Source organism: Kribbella albertanoniae (genome assembly GCF_004348455.1).
Lineage (GTDB): Bacteria > Actinomycetota > Actinomycetes > Propionibacteriales > Kribbellaceae > Kribbella > Kribbella albertanoniae.
Genome location: NZ_SMKA01000055.1, coordinates 1 through 26440, shown reverse-complemented (window position 1 = coordinate 26440; position 26440 = coordinate 1). Strand labels below are relative to the sequence as shown.

The following is a 26440-nucleotide window of genomic DNA, read 5'->3' as shown; positions in this document are numbered from 1 at the left end:
GCGCTGGGTCTGTCGCTGCTGGGTGACGCTGCCAGGTGCTGAACAGCAGTGAAAGATTATGGAGTCAGAACTGCAGGTCAGAGAGAACCTATGTCCTCGTTCGACAATTGCTCGCGCGGTCGGGAAGCCTTACGGCTTCTCGGAAGGTTGGCCGGGCCACCTGCCATGTTGGGATGCCTGCTGAGATCTCTACAGATCAGAGACTGCGGGTAGAGGACCTAACGTGTCCCTGTGTAACGCTGGGTAGTGAGCCTGCGATAGGACAGACGTGTAGTGCTGCGAGTGTGTATATGAAGGTTGCCCGCGGTGCGTGATTGAGGTGTCGGGGACGAACCCCGACGTGGTCAGCGGGAACCAAGCGCGCCGCACTAACCGAGTTCTATTGGGGGAGAGGCGTAATGCAGGCATTGCTCATCGGAACCGAAGCTACAGCGGGGGGCGCATCGTGGGCACCGTAGACGAGCAGATTATCAGCGCCGCAGGCGCGATTTCGTCGAACATTGCCACGCTGCGACATGATAGAGCGCTTCTGGCGCAAAATATCCTCAGCCAGCTGCGCAACCTGGTCGAGGGCCTCGTGGTCCGACTCCACGTAGGTATCGGAGACGCGGAGTTCCAGTACGCGTCTGTTGGTTCAGCGATCGCTTATGTCGGCGCAAACGGCAGACTCAACTTCCTCAAACGATTCCACAAATTGCTGCAGATCAGCGCTTCGCACTACACGATGGGAGGCGATCCCTCAGAGCGGCTGATGCTTAAGTACTACGGCTATCTGCACCGGGCTCGGGACTTGGCTCGCACTCAGCTCAAGCTCGACATCCTGGCGAACTTAGAGGACTTTCCTGTCGATCTCGATCCGTCGCTTCAGGAGTACCACCAGAAGATCTCGGAGCGGATCGTGGCCGCGCGGACGTTGCCGCCGAGTACTGCTCGGAGGGCTCGGTACTACATTCACGGGGTGCGGCCATTTTATGTGAATGGGAAAATATACTACGAAATCACCTTCTACAATGCCGTCAATCGGGTAAGTAAGTTCGATCGCATCATCGGGTTCACTGACATCGACATCACCGATAGGTATGCGGCCAATCTGACGCTCGAAAGCGATTCGATCGAAGTTCTCGGGCAGACCATGCCGATCATGATCGTCCGCGAATGGGAGGTGTCGATCCGTCCTTGTGAGTTCGACAACTTCGCGCGGATTCTTGGTAGGTCGATTAGAGTGTCGACTGGCCGCTCCGAGTACCGCAACTTGATGGAGTATCTGACTGCAACATCATCGAACCTGCTGGACATAATCGACATGGATGATGCCCAGTATGCGCAAGTGAAGAACTGGGTAACGCAGCGATCGCGGGAACCGCAAATCTTCTCTGTGCTCGATGTGGCGCGTTCCATGATCCAGGCGGAGGTCCCGGGCGGCAACGTCCTCCGTTATTTGATGCTGCGGATGAACAATCAGTTCCTCAAACTGCAGTACGCACCTGAAACCTGCGGTGTGCTGTCGAATCTGAACCTGGAGTTCGGGTGCAAGCCATTCGATAGCATGCCCTTTTGTACCTCGCTGTACGGGCACAATCCGCGGTTCACTGATCTCGCCGAGAGTCTGGATGCCAGCAAGCGCACTCATGAACTCCTCGCACGTCGTGTGAAGAACAACGTCGAAGATCGCGGCATGCTCTATACCCCAGTAGCGGATCTGGAAGATCTCGGTGACGTCGACCAGTTGATCGCAACCTACAATCGCAAGTTGTACTACAAGCACACTGCTCGGAAGTTACTCAAGGACAAGGGGCACGTTTTCCTCGCGGGTTATGAGGATGGCACTGTCGCGATCATCGAGAAGTTGCAGCAGCATGCGGCAACGGGTGTCGCCGGCTACGAGAGTGCTGTTAGACAATGGCTTGCGAATACAGCTCCTGCCCCCGATGATCCACTCAAGGCGAAGGCGCTCTATGAGTTGTTCATCGACTCGCAGGTTGCCCTGATCTACGGCGCCGCCGGCACCGGAAAGTCGACAATGGTTGGCCTCATCGCCAACTACTTCAGTGCCAGCGAGAAGCTCTTTCTCGCTCACACGAATCCGGCCGTCGACAACCTGGAGCGCCGAGTCACAGCCCAGAGCTCTACCTTTCGCACTATTAGTAGCCATATCAGACGCACGGACGTCACGAACTACGATGTCCTAGTCATCGATGAGTGTAGTACGGTCAGCAACTCTGACCTGCTCAAGGTGCTTGACCGAACATCTTTCAAGCTCCTAGTTTTGGTAGGCGACATCTTCCAGATCGAATCGATTCAGTTCGGCAACTGGTTCGGGCTCGCTCGATCCTTCATTCCCGCAACGGCGGTGTTCGAGCTCAAGACTCCGTTCAGAACTAAGAGCGCGAACCTCATGGACTTGTGGTCGACCGTTCGTGAGTTGAAAGACGATATTGCAGAGACTCTTGCCCGAAATGCCTACTGCACGGTACTCGACGCGTCTCTCTTCCGCGCACAGGCCGACGATGAAATCATCCTCTGCCTGAACTACGACGGACTCTACGGTATCAACAACGTCAATCGCTTCCTTCAGAGCAGCAACCCCGGTGCGGCCACCGACTGGGGTGCCTCGATTTACAAGGTTGGCGATCCAGTGTTGTTCGGCGATACGGACAGGTTCAGGCCATTTATCTACAACAACCTAAAAGGAAAAATCATCGCTATCCAAGCATTCCCGGGAAGGATCCAGTTCGATATATCTCTCAATCGACCAGTGACTGCCTTCGATGTCGATGGTAGTCAGCTTCGCTATATAAAGGATTCGACGGTTCAGTTCGACGTCTACGAGCGCGGAAATGGCGATGACGATGATGACTCGACAATTGGAGCGGTACCGTTCCAAGTTGCCTACGCAGTGTCGATTCACAAGGCTCAGGGTCTCGAATACGATTCAGTCAAGGTCGTGATCACTGACGCCAACGAGGACGACATCTCGCACAACGTGTTCTACACGGCGATCACAAGAGCACGCGAGCGTCTGCGGATCTTCTGGACACCCGAAACCGAGCATGCGGTCCTGAGCAGTCTGCGTCACAGTGCTAACAAGAAGGATGCAATCCTGCTGTCGAATAGGCGCGGACTAGCTCAGGTTCCGTAACCGCGATCGACTGCCCAAAGCCATCCGCGCTGGGGGAGCCGTTGGCAGCGATTGGACTGAGAGGTCGCAGACGCGGGCTGGTCCCGTGAGTGCCGGTGCTAGCTGAGGTTGCCTTGGCCGGAGGGAGGCCTACTGCACAGCGGGTCCGGACAGGGCCAACGAGGTGGAGCTGGAGTCCATCTCGATTGTGGCGCCGATGGGGAGGATGAGGTTCTCGACCTGGTGGCCGATATCGCCGATCTGGATAACTGGGAAGGTGTGGCCGGCGGTGGTTTCCAAGATGATGTCGGCGATGTCTCGGTCGTTGCCGGTTCCTGGGGCGTCGCTGCCTAAGCAGTAGCCGATGATCAGGCCTCGTATTGAGTCGAAGGCGCCCTTGAGTTTGAGGGTTGCCAGGAGGGCTTGGATGTGGCGCTTCTGGAGGCGGTAGCTTTCTAGGAAGAGGATCGCGCCGTCCAGGGGAGGACGGTACGGGGTGCTTTCCAGTTGCATGAAGGCGTCGGAGTTTCCGCCGACGGCGGTTCCGGTCGCGCGGCCGGGCTTGATCTCGCGCCAACCAGTGTAGGTCGTGGGGTCGCCTTCTAGGTCGCGCCAGTTGGGGTTGGGGCTGTAGTCGCCCGACCATCCGTCGAACCAGATCTGCTTGAGGTTCTGGGTGGTGTAGGACATGTCGTGATTGGCAAAGTCCATCAGCTCAAAGCCGTGGAATGTCAACAGACCAGTCTTCGCTGTGATGGCGTTGAGCAATGTTGACGAGTCGGAGAGGCCGGCCACGATCTTTGGGTGTTCGGTGATGGTGTCGTAGTCCAGGCGATCGACGAGGTCTACCGCGGTTGCGCCGCCGGTTGAGAAGAAGACGGCCTTGACCTCGGGATCGGTGAACGCCGCCATGAGATCGGCCCGGCGTTCATCTGTAGTGCCGGCGGAGTAGTAGTCCTGAGCGAACGTGTTGTCGGCGAAGTCGATCTTGATGCCCAGAGCAGTCTCGAGGTTCGCACGGGCGCGCTCGGCCTGGTCGGCACGGTCTGCGATGGTGCTCGACGGCGAGACGATGATGGCCCGATCTCCAGCTCGCAGGCGCTTAGGCCGGATGACACTTTTGCTCATTGCGATTCTCCATCGTCTCAGGACAGCTGGCTTCGTCATCTTGCGCGGAGTTACCGGACGGCCAACTGTTCCTGCATCTTGTCCGCATGTCGATTCTGGTCACATCGCTGCAGTGATGCCTTCTCGACGGCTACGTCGGTACCGAGATGAGACCCGACTACACGAGTCGTGCTCGGCTCAGGTTGGTTCTGACGGGAGGAGTGAATCCAGCAAGGCCGCCGTGGCAGCTGGATCGGTGGTGTGGTGCACGGTCCGGATGCCCAGCAGTTGGGCAGGGGCCAGATTCGTCGCCACATCATCGACGTACGCACTGTGCGCCGGGCAGGTCCAGTGCAGTTAGCGCCCGTTCATAGATTTCTACCGATGGCTTCCGTACGCCCTCCAGTTCCGAGAGAATCACCGCGTCGAAGAGGTCCGTCCACAGGCCGCGATCAGCGTAGGGGTTGTAGGGCGCAAGACCGAAGCTGTTGCTGAGCAACGCGATCTTGATACCCGCCGCTCGAGCGCGCTTGGCCGCTGTGTGACGATCAGTGGCTCGGGTTGCAGATTGGCTAGCGCGCGTTGCATCAGGTCTGTCGGATCGATACCGAGGATGTCGCCGATGACCCTGTTCCAGTCCTCCTGCGTGGCCTGGCCGATCTCCAGCGCCGCGTAGACCGCTATCCCGTCAGGGCGGCTTTCCAGTGCCGAGAAATACGCACCTGGTGCCAGACCTTCAGATCGCTCAAAGGCTTCGCCGTTTAAGCGCATCTGAGTCGTCAGCACACCTCCAAAGTCGAGGATCAGACCGCGATACGGATCGTGCACACCATCCTCCTTGGCCAGTCTTCTTTTCCCTACCCGCTGCCCGGACCAGTTAGCAGCCAGGCAGATTGCGACGCGCGGACATTATTGGCCGGTCACGGGCGGGACGCTGCTGTGTAGCGGAAGGATGTTGATGTCCTCGACTGGCCAGTGCGGGTAGGTCTGGGTGTTGCCGACTTTCTTCCAGCCCCAGCGTTGGTACATGGCATGCGCTTGTGCACCCGGTCGCGAGATGAGGCTGGCGAATGCTTCTGGCCGGTTGGTCAGGAGGGCATCGACGAGGCGGCGGGCGTGGCCGTGACCACGAGACTCCTTGCGTATACCGAGTTCGATCACTGCGAAGATCGGGCCGGCTGCTATCCCGCTTGGAGGTAGATCGGTCTTGACGCCGGTCCACCATCGTCCGGGATGGAAGGTGAATCCGTAGGTGAACCCGACGTGTTGGCCGTTGAGTTCGCCGGTGACCAGCGCAAATCCTGGCTGGTCGGCGTGCTTCGTGATCCGGATCTCGAACTGCTCGATGTCCTCGGGTGACATCTCGTACGGCGGTTCGGAGTAGGCGTCTGCATAGAGCGCCTTCAGCCTCGGGACAAGGGCGAGGGTCGCGACCCTCGTGTGGCGGGTCAAGGTCAATACCACGTTGCCTCCGAATCGCGTCCGGCTCGATCTGCTTGGTGTGGTGATATCAGCCGACGTCGGCGGGCCATTCGGTCCACTCGATGCCTGAAGGGCGCTCGCCGCTGGCGAGAAAGGTGCTGACCGCAGACCTGAGCTCGTCAAGCGAGATCTCGGAGTCCTGCGGCCAGCCCTCGTCGTGGCCCATGTAGTAGTAGAAGACCTCGTCGCGTTCACTGTCGCGGCTGGCCGCGTACCAAACACCGGCTGCACCATCGGCCGGACCTGAGTACCTCAGTCCGCCGACCTTCGCTTCCTGGTTGATCGCGACGCGCAGTTCGTGGTCTGGCATGTCGTGTTCGGTCTTGGGGCGTTCCGCTATGTACATGGCGATCACTGAGTTGGTCGGTGGTTCGTTGAGAACGGCGTCGATCAGCGCGCCGATGTCGTCGGGAGATGACACGATCGCGGGACTGGGCTGCTGGTCCTGCTTGTAGAAGGCACGGACGGTGTAGGTCATCGTGATCAGGCTCCTTCGCCCGGGGGTGGTTTGGGATGTATCCCTTTGAAGTTGTCCGGACCGTAGATGGTCAGTTTCGCGCCAGGGGGCAGGAACTTGTCCAACCACTCGTCGCAGCTGGAGTCGCCCTTGCACGGCGGATTGTTGATGACGATGGTGGCATCCCGCAGGCCACGCTTCCACATCAACATCGCGAATTTGATCTCGACGTGGGAGGTGATGCTGAGGGTGCCAGGCGGATTGCCGAGGCGGTGCTCGATGGCGAACTCTTCGGCCTGACGATACAGATCCTGATTGTCGTCACCGATCGAGTCCTCACCGCGCCCACTGACCAGGTCGTACTCTGTCCCATCATCGGCGCGCCAGATGCCTCGAGTCTTCTCGCGTTGTCCAAATTTCTGTCCTCGGACGGGCAACTTGCCTAGCAGTCGTCTTCCTTCCGCGTCAGTGAGCCTCGGCCTCGCTGACGCATCTGGCAGGCCCGATCTCTCGTCAGAGCCAAGGGTCTTGCCGGATTTGGTTGCCTCAGGCCCGTTCTGCTTGCGTTCCGCGGGCGGCGCGCTTCGATCTGGTTCATCTGGCCTCGGACCCGCGGACTTCCCGACTGGTTCCGCTGTCCGAATGCCGCTGACCATCTGCTCGGTCCAGGCACGTGCCTTGGGTGGGGCGAGGGACAAATAGTGCGCCGCTTCCTCACACCGCCTGGCCGCGACGTCGAGCTGCGTCGCAGCGAGTCGTGCGTTCGGGTTGTTACTTGTGCTGCCGATCCATCCAGCTGACTCGCGGTACTTGCCTGCGCGGTCATGCAGATAAGCCACTACGCGCGGAATCTCGTCCAACGTTGCGAGTAGCTGTTGTGCGACCCGCTGCAGCTCGGAGGGCATGCCGGACGGCGCCGTCGGCTAGATCTGATCGGCGTAGCTGCGGCAACCGGCTTCTGCGATCTGGAGGGACTGCACTGCTTGGTCGACCGACTTGGCGGCTGCGTCGAGCATCGTCGCGATGTCCTGGTCCGCTCTCGTTGCGGTGCCGCGGATGAGTGCGTGTACTTGCTGGCTGGACTGCTCGAAACGCTGTTTGAAGCCGGCCAAGCTGGCTGCGCCTTGCCGCGACTGGTCGGCTAGACCGTGGAGCTGCATCTTCATCTGTTCGACTTGGGACATATCCGCCTCACTTCTTGCGCACTGCTGCGGGAGATGTTGGAACGGCTGGCGCCGGACGGACTCGCCTTACGCCCTGCGCCAGCCTGTAGGTGGGATCTGCGGCTGAGTCCTCCACAGGGGAGGGGAAGACTCGGCCGCAGACCAGTGGCGACGGGAACCGATCGGTGTGCAGCGACGCCCACCGGCTCCGTCGGATCATGGGAGCGAACTTGCAATGACAACCCGAGCGCCGGTTGCTCGCTCGAAGGTGTCTTTGACGTTGTGTGTTATGGCCAGGGCGGAGAAGTGCAGTTGGCCGGGGATGACGACTGTGGTCACCTCATAGCGGTTGACCGCCTCGATCAGGGCTTCGAAGGCTGCCGGTGTTGTCGCGGTCTCCTCCGTGTAGATCGTGCCCATCGCGAAGCCCTCAACCTCGGCGAACTCCTCGAGTTGGACTTTGGTGTCGGCCAGTTCGCCGTCGGTCATGAGGAGGTGTTTGAGGATGTAGCCGAGGAGGAGCGGTCGCGTGTAGTCGACCTCTCTCGACGAGCCTCGGCCCGCTGCTGCCGGAACTTGGCGTTCAGCCGTGGTCATCGGCCTCTAACGTCCTTCGCGATATCGCGAAGCATGAGGACCGTGAGTACGGCGGTTCCCAGGATGAGGAGCCACATGCGCAAAATCACTGTCAGTCACCCCGTCACTGCGAGAAGTGGGATTCGGTAGGTGAGTAGCTTGACGCTGTGTGACAGGACGGCACTATGAACTGCGTCGGACGCTTGGTTGCCATCTGACTGCCGTTTGGCATCTAAGCGGAGTGGAATACGCATTTGGCGCTCAAGCACCAGAAGTCAGTGGCTGACTTCTGGCTGCCATCTCTCGGACGTTCGGCTGCCATCGACGCGCGGAGCTGGGATTCCGGCCGCTCGTCTGACGTAACGTGAATGCGTGGCTACGGCGCAGTACAGAACGCTGCTCGAGCAGATCGTCCACGAAGGCCCGTGGACGGTCGAAGAGACCTGCCGGGCGTACGAGGTCCGGGCGCAGCAGATGCACGAATCGGCGACGTTGTCGCCACGTCAGCTGGCGCGATGGATGCGCGGCGATGTCGGTCAAGCACGACCGGTCGCGCAGCGGGTTGCCGAAGCGTTCTGGGGTCACCGTTTCGAGGTTTTGCTTGGCTCGCCGCACGAGTTGTCCGAGTTCGAGCGTCACAGCGGAACGGCCGCGCCCGGCCCGTCCGTTGACGTCGAATCGTTGGAGGCAGCGGCAGTCATGGCCGCCCACGAGAGTTTTGAGCACGCAGCCCGAATCGCCGGCACTGTTGACTCGGACGACATTTCGTTGCTCCAAGAGTCAGTTCTGGAACTCGCCCGCGGTTACCAAACCAAACCCCCGTTGCAGTTGCTCACCGAAGCCCGCCACATCCGCAATGTCGCGTATCTACTGCTCGACAAGACCAGACGACCGGCTCAGACGAGCGAGCTTTATCAGGTCGCAGGACAGGCCTGCGGTCTGCTCTCGGTGGTCGCGTTCGATCTGGCGCGGTGGGATGCCGCTGAAGAACAAGCCCGGTCGGCGCGGACTTACGCCGAGTTGATTGGCGACGCCGACCTCGAAACCTGGTCACGCGGGACGCAGGCGTTGATCGCTAACTGGCGTCGACAGAGTCGACGAGCAATCGACTTGATCGCCAGCAGCGTGGATGACGCGCCGGCCGGAGTCTCCACGGCCAGGCTGCGGGCGATCGAGGCGCGGGCCTGGGCCGAGTTGGGACGGCCTGACCAGGTCAAGGAATCCTTGCGCCTGGCCGATGTTGAGATGGAGCAGGCACGTTACAACGAGCTGTACGGCGCATCCGGTGGAGAGTTCGGCTGGGGTCCGAGCCGTCATGCAGCGTGTGCTGGTACTGCTCTGCTGACAGTCGGCCAGGGCGAAACCGCGGTGACGCGGATCAGTGACGCGATCAGTCTCGTGCCTGAGGATCCGCTTGGCGGGTTGGCACCGGCCAGGGCGCAGGTCGACCTTGCCGCTGCCGAGCTTGTGGCGGGACGGTTCGACGCCAGCGTCGACGCTCTCGACAGCGTTTGGACGATACCCGCCTCGCATCGTCGTCGGGGCATTACCGGCCGCATGGATCAGTTGGCCCACAGACTAGTCGGTCGCGACTGGCGCGACAGCCCGCAGGCCGTCGAGTTGCGTGACCAGATCGAGGTCTTCAACGCTGAGGCGGCTTTTCGCCTGGCGCTACCGAGTGCCTGACTGAGCGGCATCCCAGGCTGCTAGTAGCTCCGCTTCATGATCGGGCGACATGCCGTGATCGGCCTGGCGCGGGTGGTCGATGAGGCCATCCCGATCCAGGGCGGACTTGAAGTCTCGCAGCGTCTCGTGAAGAGGTCGGCATCGAAGACCGGCCTCCGCCGCGCGTCGACCGTCGACCTGCCAGGTGCCTGGGGGAGTCCGCCACAGCGGCATCTCCGTCCATTGGTCGACGCGCTGCTCCTCCAGCCATTGCGGGTCGGCCCACACCGGTTGAGTATGGCGTCCCGTCAACTCCAGGCACGTGTCGATGAGGTCGCCGTACGTGGCATGCCCGATAGGAGCAACGAGGTTGAATACGCCGTCCCGCTTCGCCTCGATCGAGTCCAGCAGGAACGTCGATACGTCGCGCACGTCGATTGGCTGGATCGGCTGTTCAGCGGGTGCCGGGAGCAGCCAGCGTCCACCGCGTGCTGCTCGCTCCAGCAGCTTGAGGCCGCGGCCGACGTACTCGCCAGGGCCTAAGATGACGCCGGGCCGAACGATGAGGCTGCGTTTCGCGCCCTCTGTCGCTGCAGCTTCGCAGCCGGCCTTGAGGGTGCCGTATTGACCGCCGACCGTCAGGTGCGCCAGTTCTGGCGATTGCACGGTGTAGGTCGGCGAAGACGGCCAAAGAGGCGAGGATTCATCGACTGCGTTGGCTGGCCAGTCCGGGTAGGCGCTGACGGTTGAGATGAGTACGTACTGCTCGACCTGATCCGCCAGGGCATTTGCCACTTGTGCGACGTCGACCGGCTCGTAGGCGCTGGTGTCGATCAGGGCATCCCAGGTGCCGGATTCGGCCAGCCGGTGGAGATCTGCGTCGTTTCGGCGGTCGCCGACGACGTGGGTGGCTCCGGCCGGCGGTCGACCGCTCTTGCCGCGGGAGAAGGCGGTCACCTCCCATCCGCGGGTCAATGCGTCGGAAACGACTGTTCGGCCGAGGAACCAACTGCCACCGAGGATGAGGAGTCGCATGGTGATGATCTTGCCGGGTCAGGCCGCCCCATGGCGACACGTCTGGCAGCAGAGTGTCGGCCGACACAGAGCGCAAAAGAAGTTGGTCCGCGGTGCGAACTGCCTCGTGCCACAGTGGGCCCTGGTTCGTTGGAACTGCGAAGCCGAGCTAGTTGAAGAGTTAGGTGGACAATTCGTGAGCCAGAGCCAAGTCCCTGAGTTGGCCCAGAACATCATCGACATGGTTCGAGCCATGCTGGATGACTTGCGGCCCAGGCTCTTGAACGCTGCTCTCACTGGGAGCCGGGCCGAGAATGAGAACGTTCGCCATCAAGGCAACTTCCTCTCGGACTACGACCTCCTCATGCATGACCTCTACAAGGAGCGGCTTGCTGAGTTCGTTCCGTCGTTCATCTATGCCTCGGAGGAATCCGATCCGCAGGTGGTTGGTGCTGATGCTGATCCCGGCCTGTGCGTGCTGGTGGACCCGCTGGACACCAGCGAGCTCGCAGTTCGTGCTCTGCAGGGCTATACGCACATCATGATCTACTCGCTGCCCTTGAAGCGGCCGATCGTTTCGGTGATCGGGGACATCTTTCATCACGTGCAGCTCTATGTTGCCGCGCTGGGGGATGACGGTGTCGACCGTGCGTTTGCCGTGACGGCCGCCGACGAGTGGCATGAACTGCTGCATCGGCCGAGCGTCAGCCTCTCTGAAGCGCTGGTGACCAACTACTTGATGAGACCGGAGGAGAGATTCCTTCCGCTCGCTCGGCAAGAAGGCTTTCTAGAGGCGCTTGGAGCGCCGGGGGCGGATGGCAAGCGGAAGGGTCGGATCGGTGTCGGGCACGGGTCGGTGTGCCTGTGTCATGTCGCCGCTGGGTTCACCGATGCGACGATCGAGATTCAGAAGGGGTTCGCCGCGTGGGACTTCTTGCCGGGGCACTACGTTCTGCACGCGGCTGGCGGCGTCGCGATCGACCTGGAGGGCGAGCCGATCGGACTGGACTATGGCTTGAACAGCCTGCCGGAGATCAGTCGAGCCATGACCGTCAAGCGAAAGTTTGTCGCGACGCGCAGCCTTAGCCTGGCTGAGGAGATCCGCACGACGATTCGCATCTAGTCGCGCACGCGCGACAGCCACAGGCCGCGAGTTGCCTGCAAGACCTGTGATGACGGTTGTGGGCAGAGCGCGCTGGCCACGGGGTGGTCGATCGCGGGCGGCAGCCCGTTGGGCCGGGCGGTAGCCCGGAGGAGGACTAAGGGTGGGCGGGTGCGCGCGTAGCTGGCGCGACGGAGGAGCGACTGCGTAGCACGCGGGGATGATCTTCCCGGTGGGCTTAGGGCTGCGGTAGGGGCTTCTTTTGGTATTCGTCGAGGACGAGTGAGGTGGTGGCAGGGCCTAGGCGGCCGACGGTGTCGACCACGCGGGCTAGTGCGGCGGCGTCCGGGGTGTGGATGTCGAGCAGGAAGCAGTCCTCGCCGGTGAGGCGGTAGGCGGCTGTTATCTCTGGGAGTTCGGTGAAGAGGGCGAGCGCCTCGGGGATCCTGGCGTGGGTGGTGCGGAGTCTGACGACGGCGTGGATGTTCAGGCCGACCTGGGCCGGATCGACGAGCGCTGTGTAGCCCTTGATTACGCCCTGGCGCTCGAGTCGCTGGATCCTGGCGGATACGGCTGGCTGGGAGAGGTTCACTCGGCGGCCGATGTCGGCGCCGCTGAGGCGGCCGTCCTGCTGGAGGATGAAGAGGATCTCGCGGTCGACGGCGTCCAATGAAATCGTCCTTTCCGATGCTGACTGCTTCGGAATCATTGAGAACGCGTGGTCCCGCCGAGCGATTCCGTCACGATGGCACCTCCACCGATCGAGGAGAGCCGCGTATGCGTTACATCATGGTCCCGGGCTGGAACGGTTCGGACGCCGGCCACTGGCAGTCGGTTTGGGAAGCGGACTGGTTGCCCGGGGCAACACGCATCGTACCGGCGTCGTGGTCGCATCCCGATCGTGACGACTGGGTCGAGGCCATCGATCGGCGCGTCCGCGAAAGCGAGTGTGATGTGGTCCTGGTTGCGCACAGCCTTGGGTGTTTTGCCGTGGCCCAGTGGCTGGCGTCGGAGTCCGGTGGTGATGGGCGGGTGCGCGGTGCCTTCCTCGTTGCACCGCCTGACCAGCGTGCTGAGAGCTTTCCCGCGGAGCTTCTCTCCAGCTTTATGGAGCCGGTCGCGGTCGGCGTTCCCGCACTGCTGGTCGCGAGCGAGAACGATCCGTACTGCGAGATCGACGCCGCCGGCCGGATCGCCGGTGAGTGGCAGATTCCACTCGTCAGCGCCGGTGCGCAAGGGCACATCAACTCAGATAGCAAGCTTGAGGACTGGCCTCTAGGTCAGCGGCTCCTGACCAGCTTCGTCGCCGGCCTGGTGCGCTGATCTAGTCTCGGGTGTATGGCAGAGACGAAGTCGCGTACGGCGTTGCTGGCGACGCTGGGTGTGCTGGGTGCTGTTCCGGTGGCGAGCGGGCTCAGTGGCATCCTTGCCGGTCCGAAAGGGGCGCCGGGCGGTGGGCCGACCACGGCGAGTGTCGACAACGAGTACCGGTTCGTGAACACGTTCTGGACCATGGCCGGGCTGGTGCTGTGGTGGTCGATTCGGCGCCCGGAGGAACGGGCGACGGTGACTCGAGCCGTGCTGGGTACTGCTGCCTTGGGCGGGGTGCCGCGGATCATTTCGACGCGCCGCGTGGGTAAGCCGCATCCGGCGTTCCGCGCTGCGCTCGTGCTGGAGTTGGTCGTCGTACCGGTCGTGCTGCTGTGGCACGCTGCCGTCGTCCGCGGCAAGGACAGCCAGAAGGACGACGTACGCGTCACGCAGACCGACTGAAGTTGCTATCGCCGGCGTGCTGACCAGCCGACGTAAGCAACGAACACGGAGACCAGCCAGATGCCGGCCGCCATGGTGGAGGCTCCGGTCCAATCGACGTGGTGTCGAACGATCCGCCCGGGTGAATACGAGTCGGGCTTGGCGAGGATGATCACCACCGTCACCACGAATCCGAGACAGCTGCAGGTCAGGGCCTTCGCCGTAGCTGGAAATATCAGGCAGGTCACCGCCAGCAAGAGATAGGCGATGAACAGCACGGACAACCAGTTCTCGTGTGCCGAGCTGGCACCCCAGATGGCGGCGCTGTCGCCACCCGCGTCGGGGTAAAGCTTGATCAGCCTGATCCCGCTGTAGACCCGTGTCGGCCGACCCTCGCGGGCACCCCAGGTCGTCAGCCATGGCATGGCAAGAAGCACCAGGAGCGCAAGGGCGGTGGCGAAGCCCATCAGGCGATAGTCTCGGCGCTTCTCGGCGTCACCCTGGCCGACGGGTATGGGCGCCTGCAGCGCCTCGATCGGATCGCGATCGCCGGCCGTGCTCATCGGTACTCCATTCCCCAGTGGTCTGTTCGCGGCATTTTCGCAGACGCGGCGCCATGCCTGGCGGACTGGGCAGCCCGGCTTGAGACGTCGGGCTGCTCCGATGGGCGGCCGCTTGCTAGAGGTGCACCCCTAGGCTGACCGATTCGGCCCTCGTGTTCGCGTTGTTGTTGGACTGGTTCCCAAGCTGCGAGTTGAGCAGGGCGCCGAGGACGTTGCTTCCGCTGAGGACATTGGCGTCGTTGAGGGAGCCGTCGACAAGTCCTGCGTTGGCTACGGTCGGAGCGGACAGCGCCGCGGCAGCGAAGGCTCCTAGCGCTGCTGTCGCGAGTCCGCCGAGGATCAGGCGTGTCAGGTTCTTCATGGTTGTCTCCAGAGGTTCTCGTTCTGACAGAGAGCGTCTGCCCGAAGGCGGCCGAACCAGACCGCACCGAACGTAGTTCAATTGGGTACGGCGAACACACAGGCGCGGCCGTTGATCGGCTGAATATCAGTGGTCGGGCGTCGGTGTTGGCCCGGGTGGGGGTTGTTCTCCGGCGTGTTCTTGGAGGAACTCGAGTACATGGGGAGGGCCGCTGGTTTCGGGGTTTTCTTGATAGAGCGCGAGACCCTCGGCTGCGAACTGTGTGGCTAACTCGGGTTGGTCGGTCCAGGTGAGTGTTAGCGCGGCGCTGGCCAGGGCTCGGACTAGTTCCTGGTGGTGTTGGCTGTCTTCGGCGGCGAGGGTACGGCGGATGGCGAGGCCGGTGCGGATGGCGGTGAGGGTTTCCTCCGTGGCGCCGAGCGGGCCGAGGCTGTGGCTGACCTCCTCGCAGGCCCTGGCGTAGGTGGATCGGGCGGACGGGTTGGTTTCGCTGAACTGTCGTAGTAGCTCGAGGGCGTCGTACCAGCGGATCTTGGCTTCGGGTACACGGTCCACATCCACCAGGCCGCTGCCGAGCTGCCGGACGGCTTCGGCGTACGGTCCGCGTCGTAGGCGATCGCTGCCCGCCAGGTATCGACGGCCTCGCGGGCGACAGGTAGCGCATCTTCAGGTCTACCGAGATGGTCGAGCAGGATCCGCTGCTGATCGAGCATGGTCGCCAGCCGCCAGAGCTGGTCGCGAGGACGTGCGGCCATCTTCCGGAGATGGCGAGCGGCCTTGGCTGAGCGCTTCACGGAGCCTGTCGGTTTCCTGACGTTTCGGCGACAGATGAAACGGTCGCGTGTCTGGTCGTCTGCCTGGAGACTGGTCAGTCGGTCAGGTAGTCGAGTCACGGGGAGATGGCCATGGCAGAGGAGTTCTCACGGCGCCGAGTACTGGGTCTGGGTGGGGCTGCTGGACTTGCAGCCGCGGTTGGGCCGGTGGTGGGCAGTGCGACGGCGGCTGGGATTGTGGTGCGGCCGTCCGGGACAGTTGTGGGGCCGGGGTTGCCGTTGTTCGGGTTCGGGTCGGCGCATCACCTGGCGGGATCGAATACCAACAGCTGGCTGCGGTACGCGCGGATCAATGCGATCAGGGTGTTCGCGAAACCCATCGACTGGATCAAACCCTCGGACGTCTCCGCGGGCGGGGTGACGGATCTGGCCAGCTTCGATGCGATGAAGGCCCGGGTGCGCAGCGACCCCGAAGCGACGACGTACCTGAACTGGCCTCAAATCCTGGACCGGTACGAGAACGACATGTCGACCGGCACCAACAAGTTTGTCCTGAATCCGATGTTTCGCGAGCTCAACGAACTCGGTCTCACCATCGTCGCGCAGGCGACACTGGACGGATCGTGGAAGCTGGACTGGCCCGACTACTGGGGCAGGTGGCAGCGCGGTTATGCGCACGCCTACTACCTGGCGAAGAACTTCGGTGTCGTCCGGTTCGCGACCCACAACGAGCCGGACGCCTGGGGCAGTGCAGACCAGGAGGCGCGACTTGAGGCGATCCCGAGCATGGAGGCGTTCCGCCGGTTGCTGCGGTTCAGCTCGGACGCGTTCCGCTGCGGGGTCGAGGATGCCGGCCTTGCTCTCGGTACGTCGATGCGCGCGATCGTGCACGCGCCGGTCGTGACTCGGTCGACTCTGCACGCCAACGGTCTCCGGACCGATGTCCGCGACACGTCCGACCGGACGCCGACGAACATCGAGAAGAACACGGTGACCGAGGGCTACTGGGGTAAGGATCCGCGCGACGACTCTGTCGGGTGGGGCCGCGCCGCGCTCGAGGGCATCTACACCGACTACCGCGGCCAGGTCGTCGACCAGCCGATCTTCGATGTCTACGACACCCATCAGTACAACGAGGACGCGAGCTGGTATCCGGGCGAGCTGGACGTGATCAAGGCCAAGGTCCGTCAGTATGCGAAGAAGGACCTCCCGATCGTGTACTCCGAGGTCAACCGCTACAACACCAGCTGGTTCGACGGCGTCAACCACACCCTGGAATACGCTCCGATCGCTCGGGATGTCGGGCAGATCGCGGCCACCTCAACGCACTTCGGGGTCGGTCAGAACGGCGGCGGACTGCTGTTCTTCAAGTTCTCGAACACCGCTGGGTACCGGACCGGCTTCTACTACACCGACGAGACGACCGCCCGGAACGACATCCGCGGCGCGACCAGAGGCGCAGAGTCGCTCCGCCTGTTCAGTCGTGCCTTGGTGGGTGACGTGGACCGAATCTCGGTACCGGTCGATGCCCGCCCAGCGAGCTTCCACGTGTATGGCTCGTACGACGCCGCGTCGCATCGGCACCAATTGCTGACGACCCAGGAGGGCGCGAGCGCCGTCACCTTCGAGCTCGACCTGTCGGGGTTCACGCCGCCAGTGGCGGTCGATCAGGTGGTGACTGTCGAGGAGGTCAGTGCGCGTCGCCCCGGTGGGATCTCGCGCTGGGTGACTGTCCCGGCGGACAAGCGCGTCAGTTGCGTTCAGCCGGGTGACTCGACCTGGCTGATCACTGTGCCGGACGCATCGGTCAGCGAGTTGCCACCACTGACCGCCACTCAGAATGCCCTGGTCCGCAACGGTAGCGACGACGCCGATCGTGCCTTGGGTGGCGATACCCTGGCCGTCCAGCGCAAGACCAACGCGGCGGACGAGGTGACCTTCCTCCGCTTCGACCCAGCCGGCCCAACCACCGGCACGCTGAGCCGCGCCGTACTCCAGATCTACGGCAAAGTCGAAGCCAACGCCGACATTTGCACCTTCTGGGTCTTCGCCCGCCCCAACCTGGACTGGGACGAGAACACCCTGACCTGGAACAACGCCCCGTACCTCCCAGCCGGCGACAGTGTCCTGCACAACTCGGGCAAAGAGGTCTGGCCGGCCGGTCAACTGTCGGTCACCGAGGACCTCGACTACCACCGCCTGGACGTTACGGACGTGGTCCGTGAGCTCGGCACCGCACCCCTCACCTTCATTCTCATCAAACAGTCTCGCTATCCGACGGACACGAGTGAGAACGACCGCCGGGTGACCCTGCTCAACCGCAACTACGTCTCCACCTGGGCCCGCCCCCGGCTGCGCCTCTGGACCACCTGACTCAGCCCTTCTTGCGCAGTCGTCCCCAGGGCTTGAAGACGGAGAGGACGACGGCGAAGACCAGCAGGGTCGGTGACACGATGGGCGGGAAGATCAGGTCCGCGGCGTTCAGGTCGCCGCCGGCGCGGGCCTGGTCTGCCATGGCCTCGACGCCGGGCCGAAGGGCGACCAGGGTCAGGGTGCTCAGCAGTAGGTTGAGGAACAGCTTGACGGCAACCCACCAGTACTTCAGCAGGCCGTACTTGCCACCCAGGGCAAGGATCACCCCGGTCACCAGACAGGTCAGTCCGGACGCCGTCATCGGCCAGACCGCGACCAGCTCCAGTGCCTGGAAACTGATGGCTTTGCGTTCTGGGTCGTCGGTCAGCAATGACCCGAAGACCAGGACGCCCATCGTGACGTCGAGGCCGAGCCGGGCGCCGACCGAGGCGAGGTGCAGGACGAGCACGAGCTTGCGAGCACGCCCACCGAGCCGCCATGGCCGAGCGGCGGGGCCAGCCGTTGTCGTGGACATCTCGGTACTCCCTTTCAAGGTCGATACCGAAATTGTTCCGCTCGGGGCCGGTCCGCCGCGTCGACCCCAGGAAGGCTCTCGCTGTACGCCCGACGTAGTACCGAGTCAGTGGGCGTGTGGTGTTGCGCCGACGGATGGCTTGGCTACTGGGACGACTAGCAGTGCGAGCAGTGCGGCTACCGCGGCGGTGATGGCGGCGAAAGTGAAGCCGTTGGTGAAGCCGGTGCCGGTGGTGCCTGCGATGCTGGCGGCGGCGATGCTGGAGACTACGGCGACGCCGAGGGCGGCTCCGAATTCGTGGAAGGTGCTTAGGAGGCCGGAGGCTGTGCCGGCTTCGTGGTGGGCTACCTGGCTGAGGGCGGTCACTGATGAGGCTACGAAGGCTGCGCCGATACCTGCTGCGCCGACGCTGATGCCGATCACTACGGTCGCTGGGCCGGCCCAGATCGCGGCGATCGCCGTACCGGCGGCTGCGATCAGCAGGCCGACGACTGCGACCGGGCGCGCGCCCGTGCGACCGATCGCCTGGCCGGCGGCTTGTGCGCCGAGGATCGTGGCCACGGCGACCGGCAGGAAGAGCAGGCCGGTGCGGAGGGCGCCGTACCCCTGGTGGTGTTGCAGGTAGAACGATCCGAGGAAGAAGACCGCGATCATCAACGCAGTCGCTACCAGGATCAGGAAGGTGCCTGAGGCAACTGGTCGGCGGGTCAGGATGCGCAGGTCCATCAGCGGGGACTGCACAGTGCGCTGTACGACGGCGAACACCGTGTAGAGGACGATTGCCGCTGCCAGCGTGCCGAGGGTGCGGCCGCTGAGCCAGCCCGCGTCTCCGGCGTTGATGAGCGCGTAGATCGCCGTACCGGTTCCTGCGGTGACCAGCAGTGCGCCGGGAACATCGAGGCGAGCCCGCGGTCCGGTCGGCAGGTCGCGCGGCAGCGTCCGGCTCAGCAGGGCGAAGACGATGATGCCGATCGGCACGTTGATGTAGAACACCCATTGCCAGCCCGGACCAGCGGTCAGGAGTCCACCGAGCAGTACGCCGATCGCCGAGCCACCGCCGCCCAGCGCGGACCAGATGCCCAGGGCCTTGTTGCGCTCGTCGCCGTGGAAGGCCTTGGTGACGACGGACAAGGCGGCCGGGGACAGCATGGCCGCTCCGATGCCCTGCGCCACGCGGCCGCCGATCACCAGCGCGGCGTTGTCGGCCAGGCCGGTGACCAGAGAAGCGACGGTGAAGACGAGCAGGCCAGCCAGTACGACGCGGCGCGGGCCCAGCAGGTCTGCGGCCCGACCGCCCAGCAGCATCAGGCCGCCGAACATCAGGGTGTAAGCGCTGACTACCCAGGTCAGGGTGTCGCGGGCCAGGCCCAGATCGGTGCCGATGTGCGGCAGCGCGATCGCGACCACGGTCACGTCGAGGATCAGCATGAACTGCGCGACACCCAGCAGCGCCAGCAGGCGCCAGCGGCGAGGGTTCACGGTTCCGGTCTCGCCAGCGGTCATGGCGGCAACTCCAATTCGTACAGTGATGTATGAGTTAACTCTGCTACCGTAACTCGTACACCAGTGTTCGACAAGAGGGGGGCGAGATGACCGCGACCCGCGCCAAGGTGCCGGCGAAACGAGCCGATGCGCAGCGCAGTATCGAAGCGATCCTCGATGCGGCGATCCGCTCCCTGAGCCGGAACCCGGAGGCCAGCGTCAGCGAGATCGCCAAGACAGCCGGCGTCGGACGCGTCACCGTGTACGGGCACTTCCCCAACCGCGCCGACCTCGTCGAGGCAGCGATGACCCGCGCGATCGCCGATGGGCATGCCGGCCTCGAGGCAGTCGACCTGTCCGGCGATCCGCGAGAGGCGCTCGCCCGGCTGATCGATTCCAGTTGGCAACTGGTCAGCCAGTCGAGGTCACTCCTGACCGCGGCCCAGGACGTCCTGTCGCCCGGCAGGATCCGCGAGCTGCACGCCGGCCCGGTCGAACGGGTGGAGGGCCTGGTCGAACGCGGTCGCGCCGAAGGGGTCTTCCGGACGGACCTGCCGACCACCTGGCTGGTCGGCGTACTGCACAGCATCATGCATAGCGCTGCCGATGAGATCAACGCCGGCCGCTTGACCCCGGACGTTGCTGCTGACTACATCGCCGCCACCGCGCTGTCCGCGTTCACGCCGCCCTCACTGGCTGGCTAGGGTCCAGCTGCTCAGTAGGCGCAGGGAATCGGCCGTCGCGGAGCCGGGCTCCACGTTGTAGACGCACAGCATCTGGTCCGGGTCGTCGGGTAGGTGGAGTGCTTCGTAGGAGAAGTGCAGCTCGCCGACCTCTGGGTGCAGGTAGCGCTTGGTGCCGTGGGTGCGCATGAGGACGTGGTGCTCGTTCCACCAGCCCGGGAACTCGGGCGACCGCAGGGTCAGCTCGCCGAGCAGGTCGGCCAGCCGACGGTCGTTCGGGTGGCGGCCCGCGTCCAGCCGAAGCATGGCGACGGTTTCGGATGCGATCTGCGCCCAGTCGCCGACGCGCTCACGGGCCTCCGGGTTCAGCAGGTAGTAGCGAGCCAGGTTGCGCTGCGGGACGGGCAGCGCCTCGAAGTCGGTGAGCACTGCGCGGGCGAGGCGATTGGACGCCAGTACGTCGGTACGCCGGCCGATGATGAATGCGGGGACCTGGTCCAGTGTCTGGAGCAACAGGTGCAGCCCTGGGCGGACGCGCTGCGCTGAGATCGCCGTACGGCGAAGTGGCCTGGCCAGCAGGTCCTTGAGGTGCTCGCGCTCGGCCAGGTCGAGGCGGAGCGCCTGGCACAGCGCCTCGACGACCTCCGGTGATGGCGATCCGGCGCGGCCTTGCTCCAGCCGGGTGTAGTACTCCGTACTCACGCCGGCCAGACGGCTCACCTCGTCACGACGCAGCCCGGGCACCCGGCGGACGCGGCCGTCGTCGACGATCCCCGCCTCGTCAGGGGTGACCCGCGCGCGACGGGAGCGCAGGAAGTCGGAGAGCTCAGCACTGCGGTCCATGGATCCAGTGTCGTTCATCGGATCGACCTGTACGGCGTCCTGGGTGGCCCTGCGGGTACCTGCCTGGACAGGCCTTGTTCGGGGCCTCTCAGCGGCGTTCGGGCCTGGTGTTCTGGAAAGACCGCAACTACCTGCTCCGAAAGGTGTTTCCATGTCCCAGCCCCTCACCGGCCGCGTCGCAGTCATCACCGGCGCGTCCAGCGGAATCGGCGAAGCCGCAGCCGAGCACCTGGCCGGCCTCGGCGCGCGCGTCGCCGTACTGGCTCGTCGTGCTGACCGGTTGACCGATCTGGTTGCCCGCATCGAGAAAGACGGCGGTACGGCGATCGCCATCGCTGCTGACGTGTCCGACGCTGCCGCGGTCCGGGCAGCCGCCGATCAGGTGGCTGGTGAGTTTGGTGGCGCTGACCTGCTCTTCAACAACGCGGGAGTGATGCTGCCGGCGCCGATCGACGAAGTTGCGACCGGCCAGTGGCAGCAGATGATCGACACCAACATCGCCGGCTTGATGAACGTCATCGGCGCCTTCGTCCCGCAGTTGGTCAAGGCCGCAGCCGAGCGCGGCGTGGCCGATCTGATCAACACCTCGTCGATCGGCGCTCAGAACCCGTACGCCAACTTCGCCGTGTACTGCGCCAGCAAGGCCTACGTCACCCAGCTCTCCAAGCAGATGCGCGCCGACCTGGGGCCGAAGAACGTCCGCGTGGCGGCGATCGAACCCGGATTCACCACCACCGAACTCCAGAGCCACGTCACCGACCCCGGCATTTCCGAGTGGCTGGAGGGCGCCAAGACCCAACTCGAGTGGCTGACCCCGGGCGATATCGCTGTGACTGTTGGGTTTATCGCGTCGCTCCCGGCGCGGGTGAACCTGCAGCAGCTCACCGTGATGCCGACCGGCCAGACCAGCTGACATCGCCCGGCGACCCACGGCTGTGTGGGTCGCCGGGCTCGGTCCGGGTCGCATGCGGGTCAGGCAGCTTTGATCATGTCGGATCGGGACGGCTGCCTGTACTGGGATCCGTCCAGGTTGAAGGCGCGGGAGGCGATCACGAGGGCGGCGGCTGCGAGCACGATGTCCTTGAGGACGTACTGGCCCTCGATCGTGGGTGTTCCGCCGGGGAACAGGTCGGTGAAGAACAGGACGAGCGGTGCCATGATGCCGCCGAGCGATACCGCGAGGACGAGTAGTCCGGTGCGGAGCAGTAGGCCTGTGATCAGGGTGAGTCCGATGAAGGTTTCCAGTCCGGCTGTCATCAGTACGGCGTTGCGTCCGTCGATCATGCCGAAGGTGAGGGCGTCGACGGTCCGGGCAACCAGTGCCTCCGCGGGGCTTGCGCCGGGGAAGAACTTGAGCAGGCCGAAGCCGAGGAAGATGAGGCCGAGGCTGATCCGCAGGATGTCGACGTTGTGGCGGCTGACCCAGTTGCCGGCGGTACGAACCAGTCGGGTGTCGAGCGAGATGCTCATGGTGGTTTCTCCTGTCGAGGTGGTGTGGCATCAGCCTGCCGGTGATCACCTGCCCACCGCGTCGCCTTCGTGGCTGCTCCCGCTGTACCCCCGCTGCGGTAGCGGTCAGGGTCATCACCTAGTCGCCGCGGGGTACACGGTGGTAGCGCCCTGCATACTCCCGCTGCGGTACGACGATCACCCTCAGCGGGACGACGCGACCCGCGCCCGGCTCGGCCAGGGTTGGTCACATGAGACTTAAGTGGCTGCCGGTCGCCGTACTCTCGTTGCTGGGAGTCGGCATGTATTCCTGGGCGCTGACGCGCGGTCAGCCGCACGAGTTCTACAGCGCCGCTGCCATGAGCATGAGCCAGAGTTGGTCGGCGTTCTTCTACGGGGCGCTCGATCCAGCGGTCACGATCACGACGGACAAGTTGCCTGGGGCACTGTGGGTCCACGCGGCGTTCATCCGGCTGTTCGGTCAGCACGAGTGGGTGCTGCTGCTACCCCAAGCGCTCGCTGGGGCGACCGCCGTACCGCTGCTGTTCGGTGCTGTACGGCGATGGGCTGGCGACCGCGCGGCGGTGGTTGCCGGGAGCACCTATCTCGCGATGCCGATCAGCTTCGCGGCCGCGCAGATCAGCATCCCTGATCCACTGCTCACCACCTGCCTGACGGCGGCCGCCTACACGCTCGTGCGTGCCCTCGACGGCGACCAGCGCTGGCTGCTGCTGTCGGCGGCGATCGTCGGCGCAGCCTTCCAGGTGAAGATGCTGCAGGCGTGGGTCCTGGTACCGGTCTTCGGTCTGACCTACCTGATCTGCGCCAAGGCCGCCGCCCGGATCCGCTGGCTGAACGTCTTCCTGTACGGCGGTGTCGCGCTCCTCGCGTCGGTCGCGTGGATGAGCGTGATCTCGCTGATCCCCACGAGCCGGCGTCCCCTGCTCGATGGGAGCGAGGCCGGATCGCCATGGGAGATGGTGTTCCTCTACAACGGCATCGACCGCAGCGCAGCCGGCGAGATCACGACGATCCTGAGCCGCTTCAGCGGAACACCGGGACCACTGCGGCTGTTCAACGAGCAGCTCGCACCGCAGGCCGGATGGCTTCTACCGCTGGCGGTTCTCGCCCTGGTGACCGGTCTGGTTACCAGTCGCACGGCCGGTCGGCATGCGCTCTCTGGCTGGATTCTGTGGGGTGGCTGGCTTGGTCTCAACTGGATCGCCTTCAGCGTCTTGAGTGGGCTGCACCCGTATTACCTGACCGTTCTTTCACCCGCCATCGCAGCACTCGTCGGCGCCGGAATCGATCAGGCCCTCACGGCATGGCGCACAAAGCAGGCAGCGGGCTGGGTCCTTCCGGCAGGCATCGTGATCACGGCGGGCTGGTCGGTGCTGCTCATCGAACGCCAGCTGACCGGCCTTCCGTGGCTCATGCCGCTCGTCGCCGGACTCGCCGTACTGGCTCTGGTTCTGCTGTTCCTGCAGCGAAGCCGGTTCACGCTCGTGGCGACGACGGCCGCCGTACTAGCAGCGCCGCTGTGCTGGACCTTGTCCACACCGGCCATCCCCGAAGGATCGACCCGGATCATCAGCCCGATCGCCGGACCGCCCGCCTATCTGGCGCCCCTCAGACAGGATGCCGGGGCAACCGGGGTGGACGCCCAGCTTCTCGCCTACCTGCAGGCCCGGCGCGAGGGCGAACGCTTTCTCTTCGCAACCGGCGAATCCAGCAAGGCCGCCGACTACCTGTACGCCGGTTTCCCGGTCCTGCCGTTCCGTGGGTTCACCAGCGGGGCGCCGTCCGTACCTGCTGAGGAGGTCAGCCGGCTGGTGTCCGATCGCGAACTGCGCTTCATCCTGATGATGGACCAGCCCGGCATGACCCCACGATCCACCGATCGAGTCCGCTGGATCAAGCAACACTGCCAACTGATCGACCGCATCGCCTACGGTGCGACAGGTCCCGCGGGCCCGTGGGATGCCGACCTCTATGACTGCTACTGACGCTCTATCGTTGGGCGGCATGAGCTACCAGCAGCAGCCGCCGTACCAGCCGCAGCCGCCGTACCAGCCGCAGGCTCCGCAGCAGTTTCAGCCTCCGCAGCAGTTTCAGGCGCAGCCTCCGATGGGGATGTTGCACCTGACGATCCAGGGCAACACCATGACGAGCAGCATGATCCTGCCGACGGTGCGTCTGAACGGCTACCCGGTGAAGGTGAAGTACGGGCGGAACGACATCCCGGTGTTTGCCGGCCCGCTGCACATCGACATCCACAGCCAGTGGATGCGCCGCTTCGGCATGGCCGGACTCGACTGCACGGTCCAGCCGAACCAGGCGGTGCCGGTGTTCTACGCGGCGCCGTACAGCCAGTTCACCACCGCTGGGAGCATCGGCCACAGCGAGGTGAAGCGCAATGGCCTCGGATCCTTCCTGGGCCTGATGGCAGGGGTCGTCGTCCTGTTCGCGCTGCTTGGCCTGGCCGCCGCGCTGAACTAGGTGACGGGCGGACGCCGAACGCTCCTCGCCGCGAAGCTCGGTCGGGACTCGCGGAATATCTATCGTGGCGAGAGTAGACATTGGTGGGTGGCGTGTGTAGTGTTCTTCTCGTTGACAGAGAAGAACAGCGAAGCTGACGTGGACAGCTAACGTTCTGTCCAAGAGTGCGATTGTGTAGTTGGTACGACGGCGGATTCCGCCGGGCCGATCAGTGGAAGGGCTCGGGTTTCGCGCCAAGGTCAGAGTCTGTGGAGCCGGTGGTCGATCAGGGTTCCGGGCTTGACGGATCGAAGTAGCAGTTCGCAGTTGCAGTTGTAATGAGCAGTTGAACAAGCAGTTGTGGTTCGAGAGAGAAGGGAAGGGATTACACCGTCGGATCGCCCGCCAGTGCCAGTAGTTCGCCGGGCGGGTGCCGCAGTTCCATCAGATGGGAAGGTGGTCTTCGGTTACGCATTCAGCGATCCCTGCAGCGACGGCCTTCACGTGGCGCGCTGTGGACATGCAAGGCCGGCCTCACGGCCGGTAGATGGTGACAATCCAACTACCCCTTGGGCCCCGGTGCTTCGGCACCGGGGCCCTTCGGCACGGAGGTTCGATGACCCCAGACAGGTACACGGAGACTTTGTTGAGTTCAGACACGACGGCCGGACCGGCCCATTTCGACGACGATGACTACCCCGCCTTCACGATGGGCCGGGCCGCGGAGATGCTCGGCACCACGCCAGGGTTCCTGCGCAGTCTCGACGAGGCGAAGCTGATCACGCCGCAACGCTCCGAGGGCGGCCACCGCCGCTACTCGCGCTACCAGTTGCGCCTGGCCGCCCGCGCCCGCGAACTGGTCGACCAAGGCACCGCACTCGAGGCCGCCTGCCGCATCATCATCCTGGAAGACCAACTCGCCGAAGCCCTCCGCATCAACGAGGAACGCAACAACCAGCCCTGACTCCCCACGATCCGGTACGACGTTGAGCACGGCTCAACCATGTGCGCGCCCGATCCGTGGTTGATGGGCGCTCAAGGTGCGCGGGCCGGACGACTTGAGCACGGTTCAACCGTTTCGCTGGGCGTCGCGTGGTTGAGGGGTGCTCAGGGTGCGCCGGCCGGGCGACCTTGAGCACGGTTCGACCGTTCAGCGGGGTGCCAGATGGTTGGTGGGCGCTCAAGGTGGCGCCGGACGACGGCCTCGCGCTTCGCGGGTGGTCGGGGTGCGTTGGTCGGAAAGAAATGGTCGGATAGCCGACCAAAAGTTGCCGACTAACGCGGAACCGCAGGCATCACGTACCTCAGCCACAGCCCGTCAGCCCGAGGCGACCGCGGTGAACGTCGCCTGAGCTTCCGGGCTGTCGTTGCTGCCCGGAAAACGAGGGGATCTCCCCTGAAGTTGCCGGTTCTCCCTTCAAAATATGGGGGGAGAACCGGCAACTTGAAGGGAGATCCCCTCAAATTTCGGGGGCGGGGCGGGGC

The 26440-nt window shown here is 64.0% G+C and carries 28 protein-coding genes; 11 read left to right on the top strand and 17 right to left on the bottom strand.

Going from position 1 to position 26440, the window contains the following annotated elements; all coding sequences use genetic code 11:
- The first annotated feature begins 445 nt into the window (after positions 1–445).
- The gene (locus tag E1261_RS15085; RefSeq protein WP_132407027.1) at positions 446–3139 is read left to right on the top strand and encodes an ATP-dependent DNA helicase; all 2694 of its coding nucleotides are present in this window, start codon (positions 446–448) and stop codon (positions 3137–3139) included.
- A gap of 129 nt (positions 3140–3268) precedes the next feature.
- Here the strand turns inward: E1261_RS15085 and E1261_RS15080 are convergent, their stop codons facing one another.
- The 8 genes from E1261_RS15080 to E1261_RS15050 form a co-directional block, all read right to left on the bottom strand.
- Positions 3269–4246: a S66 peptidase family protein gene (locus E1261_RS15080; protein ID WP_165952510.1), complete on the bottom strand. Its 978-nt coding sequence runs from the start codon at positions 4244–4246 to the stop codon at positions 3269–3271.
- Between the two features lie 295 nt (positions 4247–4541).
- Entirely contained in the window at positions 4542–4724 is a 183-nt protein-coding gene (locus E1261_RS47130) for a hypothetical protein (protein WP_420814011.1), read from the bottom strand.
- Positions 4643–5053, bottom strand: a complete 411-nt coding sequence (locus tag E1261_RS15075; protein WP_202874718.1) for a hypothetical protein — start codon at positions 5051–5053, stop codon at positions 4643–4645. Before E1261_RS15075 ends, E1261_RS47130 begins: the two co-directional genes overlap by 82 nt.
- Before the next feature lie 81 nt (positions 5054–5134).
- The gene (locus E1261_RS15070; protein WP_132407023.1) at positions 5135–5689 is read right to left on the bottom strand and encodes a GNAT family N-acetyltransferase; all 555 of its coding nucleotides are present in this window, start codon (positions 5687–5689) and stop codon (positions 5135–5137) included.
- Between the two features lie 46 nt (positions 5690–5735).
- Positions 5736–6185: an Imm1 family immunity protein gene (locus tag E1261_RS15065; protein WP_132407021.1), complete on the bottom strand. Its 450-nt coding sequence runs from the start codon at positions 6183–6185 to the stop codon at positions 5736–5738.
- Positions 6186–6190: 5 nt separating this feature from the next.
- Positions 6191–7069 (bottom strand): DddA-like double-stranded DNA deaminase toxin, encoded by an 879-nt coding sequence (locus tag E1261_RS15060; RefSeq protein ID WP_132407019.1) that lies wholly within the window; start codon positions 7067–7069, stop codon positions 6191–6193.
- An 18-nt stretch (positions 7070–7087) separates the two neighbouring features.
- Positions 7088–7348, bottom strand: a complete 261-nt coding sequence (locus tag E1261_RS15055) for a hypothetical protein (protein WP_132407017.1) — start codon at positions 7346–7348, stop codon at positions 7088–7090.
- Positions 7349–7543: 195 nt separating this feature from the next.
- Entirely contained in the window at positions 7544–7924 is a 381-nt protein-coding gene (locus E1261_RS15050) for a hypothetical protein (RefSeq protein WP_132407015.1), read from the bottom strand.
- 351 nt (positions 7925–8275) lie between these two features.
- Here E1261_RS15050 and E1261_RS15045 point away from each other — a divergent pair, with 351 nt between their 5' ends.
- A complete protein-coding gene (locus tag E1261_RS15045; protein WP_132407013.1) occupies positions 8276–9589 on the top strand; it encodes an NsdA family TPR-like regulatory protein in 1314 nt (437 codons plus the stop codon).
- Here the strand turns inward: E1261_RS15045 and E1261_RS15040 are convergent.
- Positions 9575–10603: an NAD-dependent epimerase/dehydratase family protein gene (locus E1261_RS15040; protein ID WP_132407011.1), complete on the bottom strand. Its 1029-nt coding sequence runs from the start codon at positions 10601–10603 to the stop codon at positions 9575–9577. The genes E1261_RS15045 and E1261_RS15040 overlap by 15 nt on opposite strands.
- Here E1261_RS15040 and E1261_RS15035 point away from each other — a divergent pair.
- Complete coding sequence (locus tag E1261_RS15035; protein WP_202874714.1) at positions 10602–11705, top strand: inositol monophosphatase family protein; 1104 nt, start codon at positions 10602–10604, stop codon at positions 11703–11705. The two genes, E1261_RS15040 and E1261_RS15035, sit on opposite strands and share 2 nt — an antisense overlap.
- A 217-nt stretch (positions 11706–11922) precedes the next feature.
- Here E1261_RS15035 and E1261_RS15030 read toward each other — a convergent pair whose 3' ends face one another.
- The gene (locus E1261_RS15030) at positions 11923–12354 is read right to left on the bottom strand and encodes an Lrp/AsnC family transcriptional regulator (RefSeq protein WP_202874712.1); all 432 of its coding nucleotides are present in this window, start codon (positions 12352–12354) and stop codon (positions 11923–11925) included.
- A gap of 17 nt (positions 12355–12371) precedes the next feature.
- Here E1261_RS15030 and E1261_RS15025 point away from each other — a divergent pair, with 17 nt between their 5' ends.
- Together E1261_RS15025 and E1261_RS15020 are read left to right on the top strand one after the other, a co-directional pair.
- Positions 12372–13007: an RBBP9/YdeN family alpha/beta hydrolase gene (locus E1261_RS15025; protein WP_202874710.1), complete on the top strand. Its 636-nt coding sequence runs from the start codon at positions 12372–12374 to the stop codon at positions 13005–13007.
- 15 nt (positions 13008–13022) lie between these two features.
- Positions 13023–13457, top strand: coding sequence for a DUF4345 domain-containing protein (locus tag E1261_RS15020; protein ID WP_132407005.1), 435 nt, complete (start codon positions 13023–13025; stop codon positions 13455–13457).
- A gap of 5 nt (positions 13458–13462) precedes the next feature.
- Here E1261_RS15020 and E1261_RS15015 read toward each other — a convergent pair whose 3' ends face one another.
- From E1261_RS15015 to E1261_RS15005, 3 genes are all read right to left on the bottom strand, one after another.
- Positions 13463–13999 (bottom strand): hypothetical protein, encoded by a 537-nt coding sequence (locus tag E1261_RS15015; RefSeq protein ID WP_132407004.1) that lies wholly within the window; start codon positions 13997–13999, stop codon positions 13463–13465.
- A 115-nt stretch (positions 14000–14114) separates the two neighbouring features.
- Positions 14115–14360 (bottom strand): hypothetical protein, encoded by a 246-nt coding sequence (locus E1261_RS15010; protein ID WP_132407002.1) that lies wholly within the window; start codon positions 14358–14360, stop codon positions 14115–14117.
- Between the two features lie 126 nt (positions 14361–14486).
- Positions 14487–14921, bottom strand: a complete 435-nt coding sequence (locus E1261_RS15005) for a hypothetical protein (RefSeq protein WP_132407000.1) — start codon at positions 14919–14921, stop codon at positions 14487–14489.
- Positions 14922–15265: 344 nt separating this feature from the next.
- Here E1261_RS15005 and E1261_RS15000 point away from each other — a divergent pair, with 344 nt between their 5' ends.
- On the top strand, positions 15266–17506 hold the full coding sequence (locus tag E1261_RS15000; protein WP_165952509.1) for a CBM96 family carbohydrate-binding protein: 2241 nt from the start codon (positions 15266–15268) through the stop codon (positions 17504–17506).
- 1 nt (position 17507) lies between these two features.
- Here the strand turns inward: E1261_RS15000 and E1261_RS14995 are convergent, their stop codons facing one another.
- Positions 17508–18020: a hypothetical protein gene (locus tag E1261_RS14995; RefSeq protein ID WP_132406996.1), complete on the bottom strand. Its 513-nt coding sequence runs from the start codon at positions 18018–18020 to the stop codon at positions 17508–17510.
- Positions 18021–18125: 105 nt separating this feature from the next.
- On the bottom strand, positions 18126–19523 hold the full coding sequence (locus tag E1261_RS14990; RefSeq protein ID WP_132406994.1) for an MFS transporter: 1398 nt from the start codon (positions 19521–19523) through the stop codon (positions 18126–18128).
- Positions 19524–19609: 86 nt separating this feature from the next.
- Between E1261_RS14990 and E1261_RS14985 the strand changes: the two genes are divergently transcribed.
- Entirely contained in the window at positions 19610–20206 is a 597-nt protein-coding gene (locus E1261_RS14985; protein WP_132406992.1) for a TetR/AcrR family transcriptional regulator, read from the top strand.
- Here E1261_RS14985 and E1261_RS14980 read toward each other — a convergent pair.
- Positions 20192–21028: a helix-turn-helix transcriptional regulator gene (locus tag E1261_RS14980; RefSeq protein WP_132406990.1), complete on the bottom strand. Its 837-nt coding sequence runs from the start codon at positions 21026–21028 to the stop codon at positions 20192–20194. The two genes, E1261_RS14985 and E1261_RS14980, sit on opposite strands and share 15 nt — an antisense overlap.
- A 151-nt stretch (positions 21029–21179) precedes the next feature.
- Between E1261_RS14980 and E1261_RS14975 the strand changes: the two genes are divergently transcribed.
- Entirely contained in the window at positions 21180–21941 is a 762-nt protein-coding gene (locus tag E1261_RS14975; protein WP_132406988.1) for an SDR family oxidoreductase, read from the top strand.
- Positions 21942–22000: 59 nt separating this feature from the next.
- On the opposite strand, the gene E1261_RS14970 is transcribed toward E1261_RS14975, so the two are convergent.
- The gene (locus E1261_RS14970; RefSeq protein WP_132406986.1) at positions 22001–22498 is read right to left on the bottom strand and encodes a DoxX family membrane protein; all 498 of its coding nucleotides are present in this window, start codon (positions 22496–22498) and stop codon (positions 22001–22003) included.
- Positions 22499–22728: 230 nt separating this feature from the next.
- Here E1261_RS14970 and E1261_RS14965 point away from each other — a divergent pair, with 230 nt between their 5' ends.
- The 3 genes from E1261_RS14965 (at position 22729) to E1261_RS14955 (ending at position 25919) form a co-directional block, all read left to right on the top strand.
- Positions 22729–24483 carry an ArnT family glycosyltransferase gene (locus E1261_RS14965; RefSeq protein WP_132406984.1) on the top strand — a complete coding sequence of 585 codons (1755 nt, stop codon included), beginning with the start codon at positions 22729–22731 and terminating at the stop codon, positions 24481–24483.
- A 19-nt stretch (positions 24484–24502) separates the two neighbouring features.
- On the top strand, positions 24503–24976 hold the full coding sequence (locus E1261_RS14960) for a hypothetical protein (protein ID WP_132406982.1): 474 nt from the start codon (positions 24503–24505) through the stop codon (positions 24974–24976).
- Between the two features lie 625 nt (positions 24977–25601).
- The gene (locus tag E1261_RS14955; protein WP_238176231.1) at positions 25602–25919 is read left to right on the top strand and encodes a helix-turn-helix domain-containing protein; all 318 of its coding nucleotides are present in this window, start codon (positions 25602–25604) and stop codon (positions 25917–25919) included.
- Positions 25920–26440: the final 521 nt, after the last annotated feature.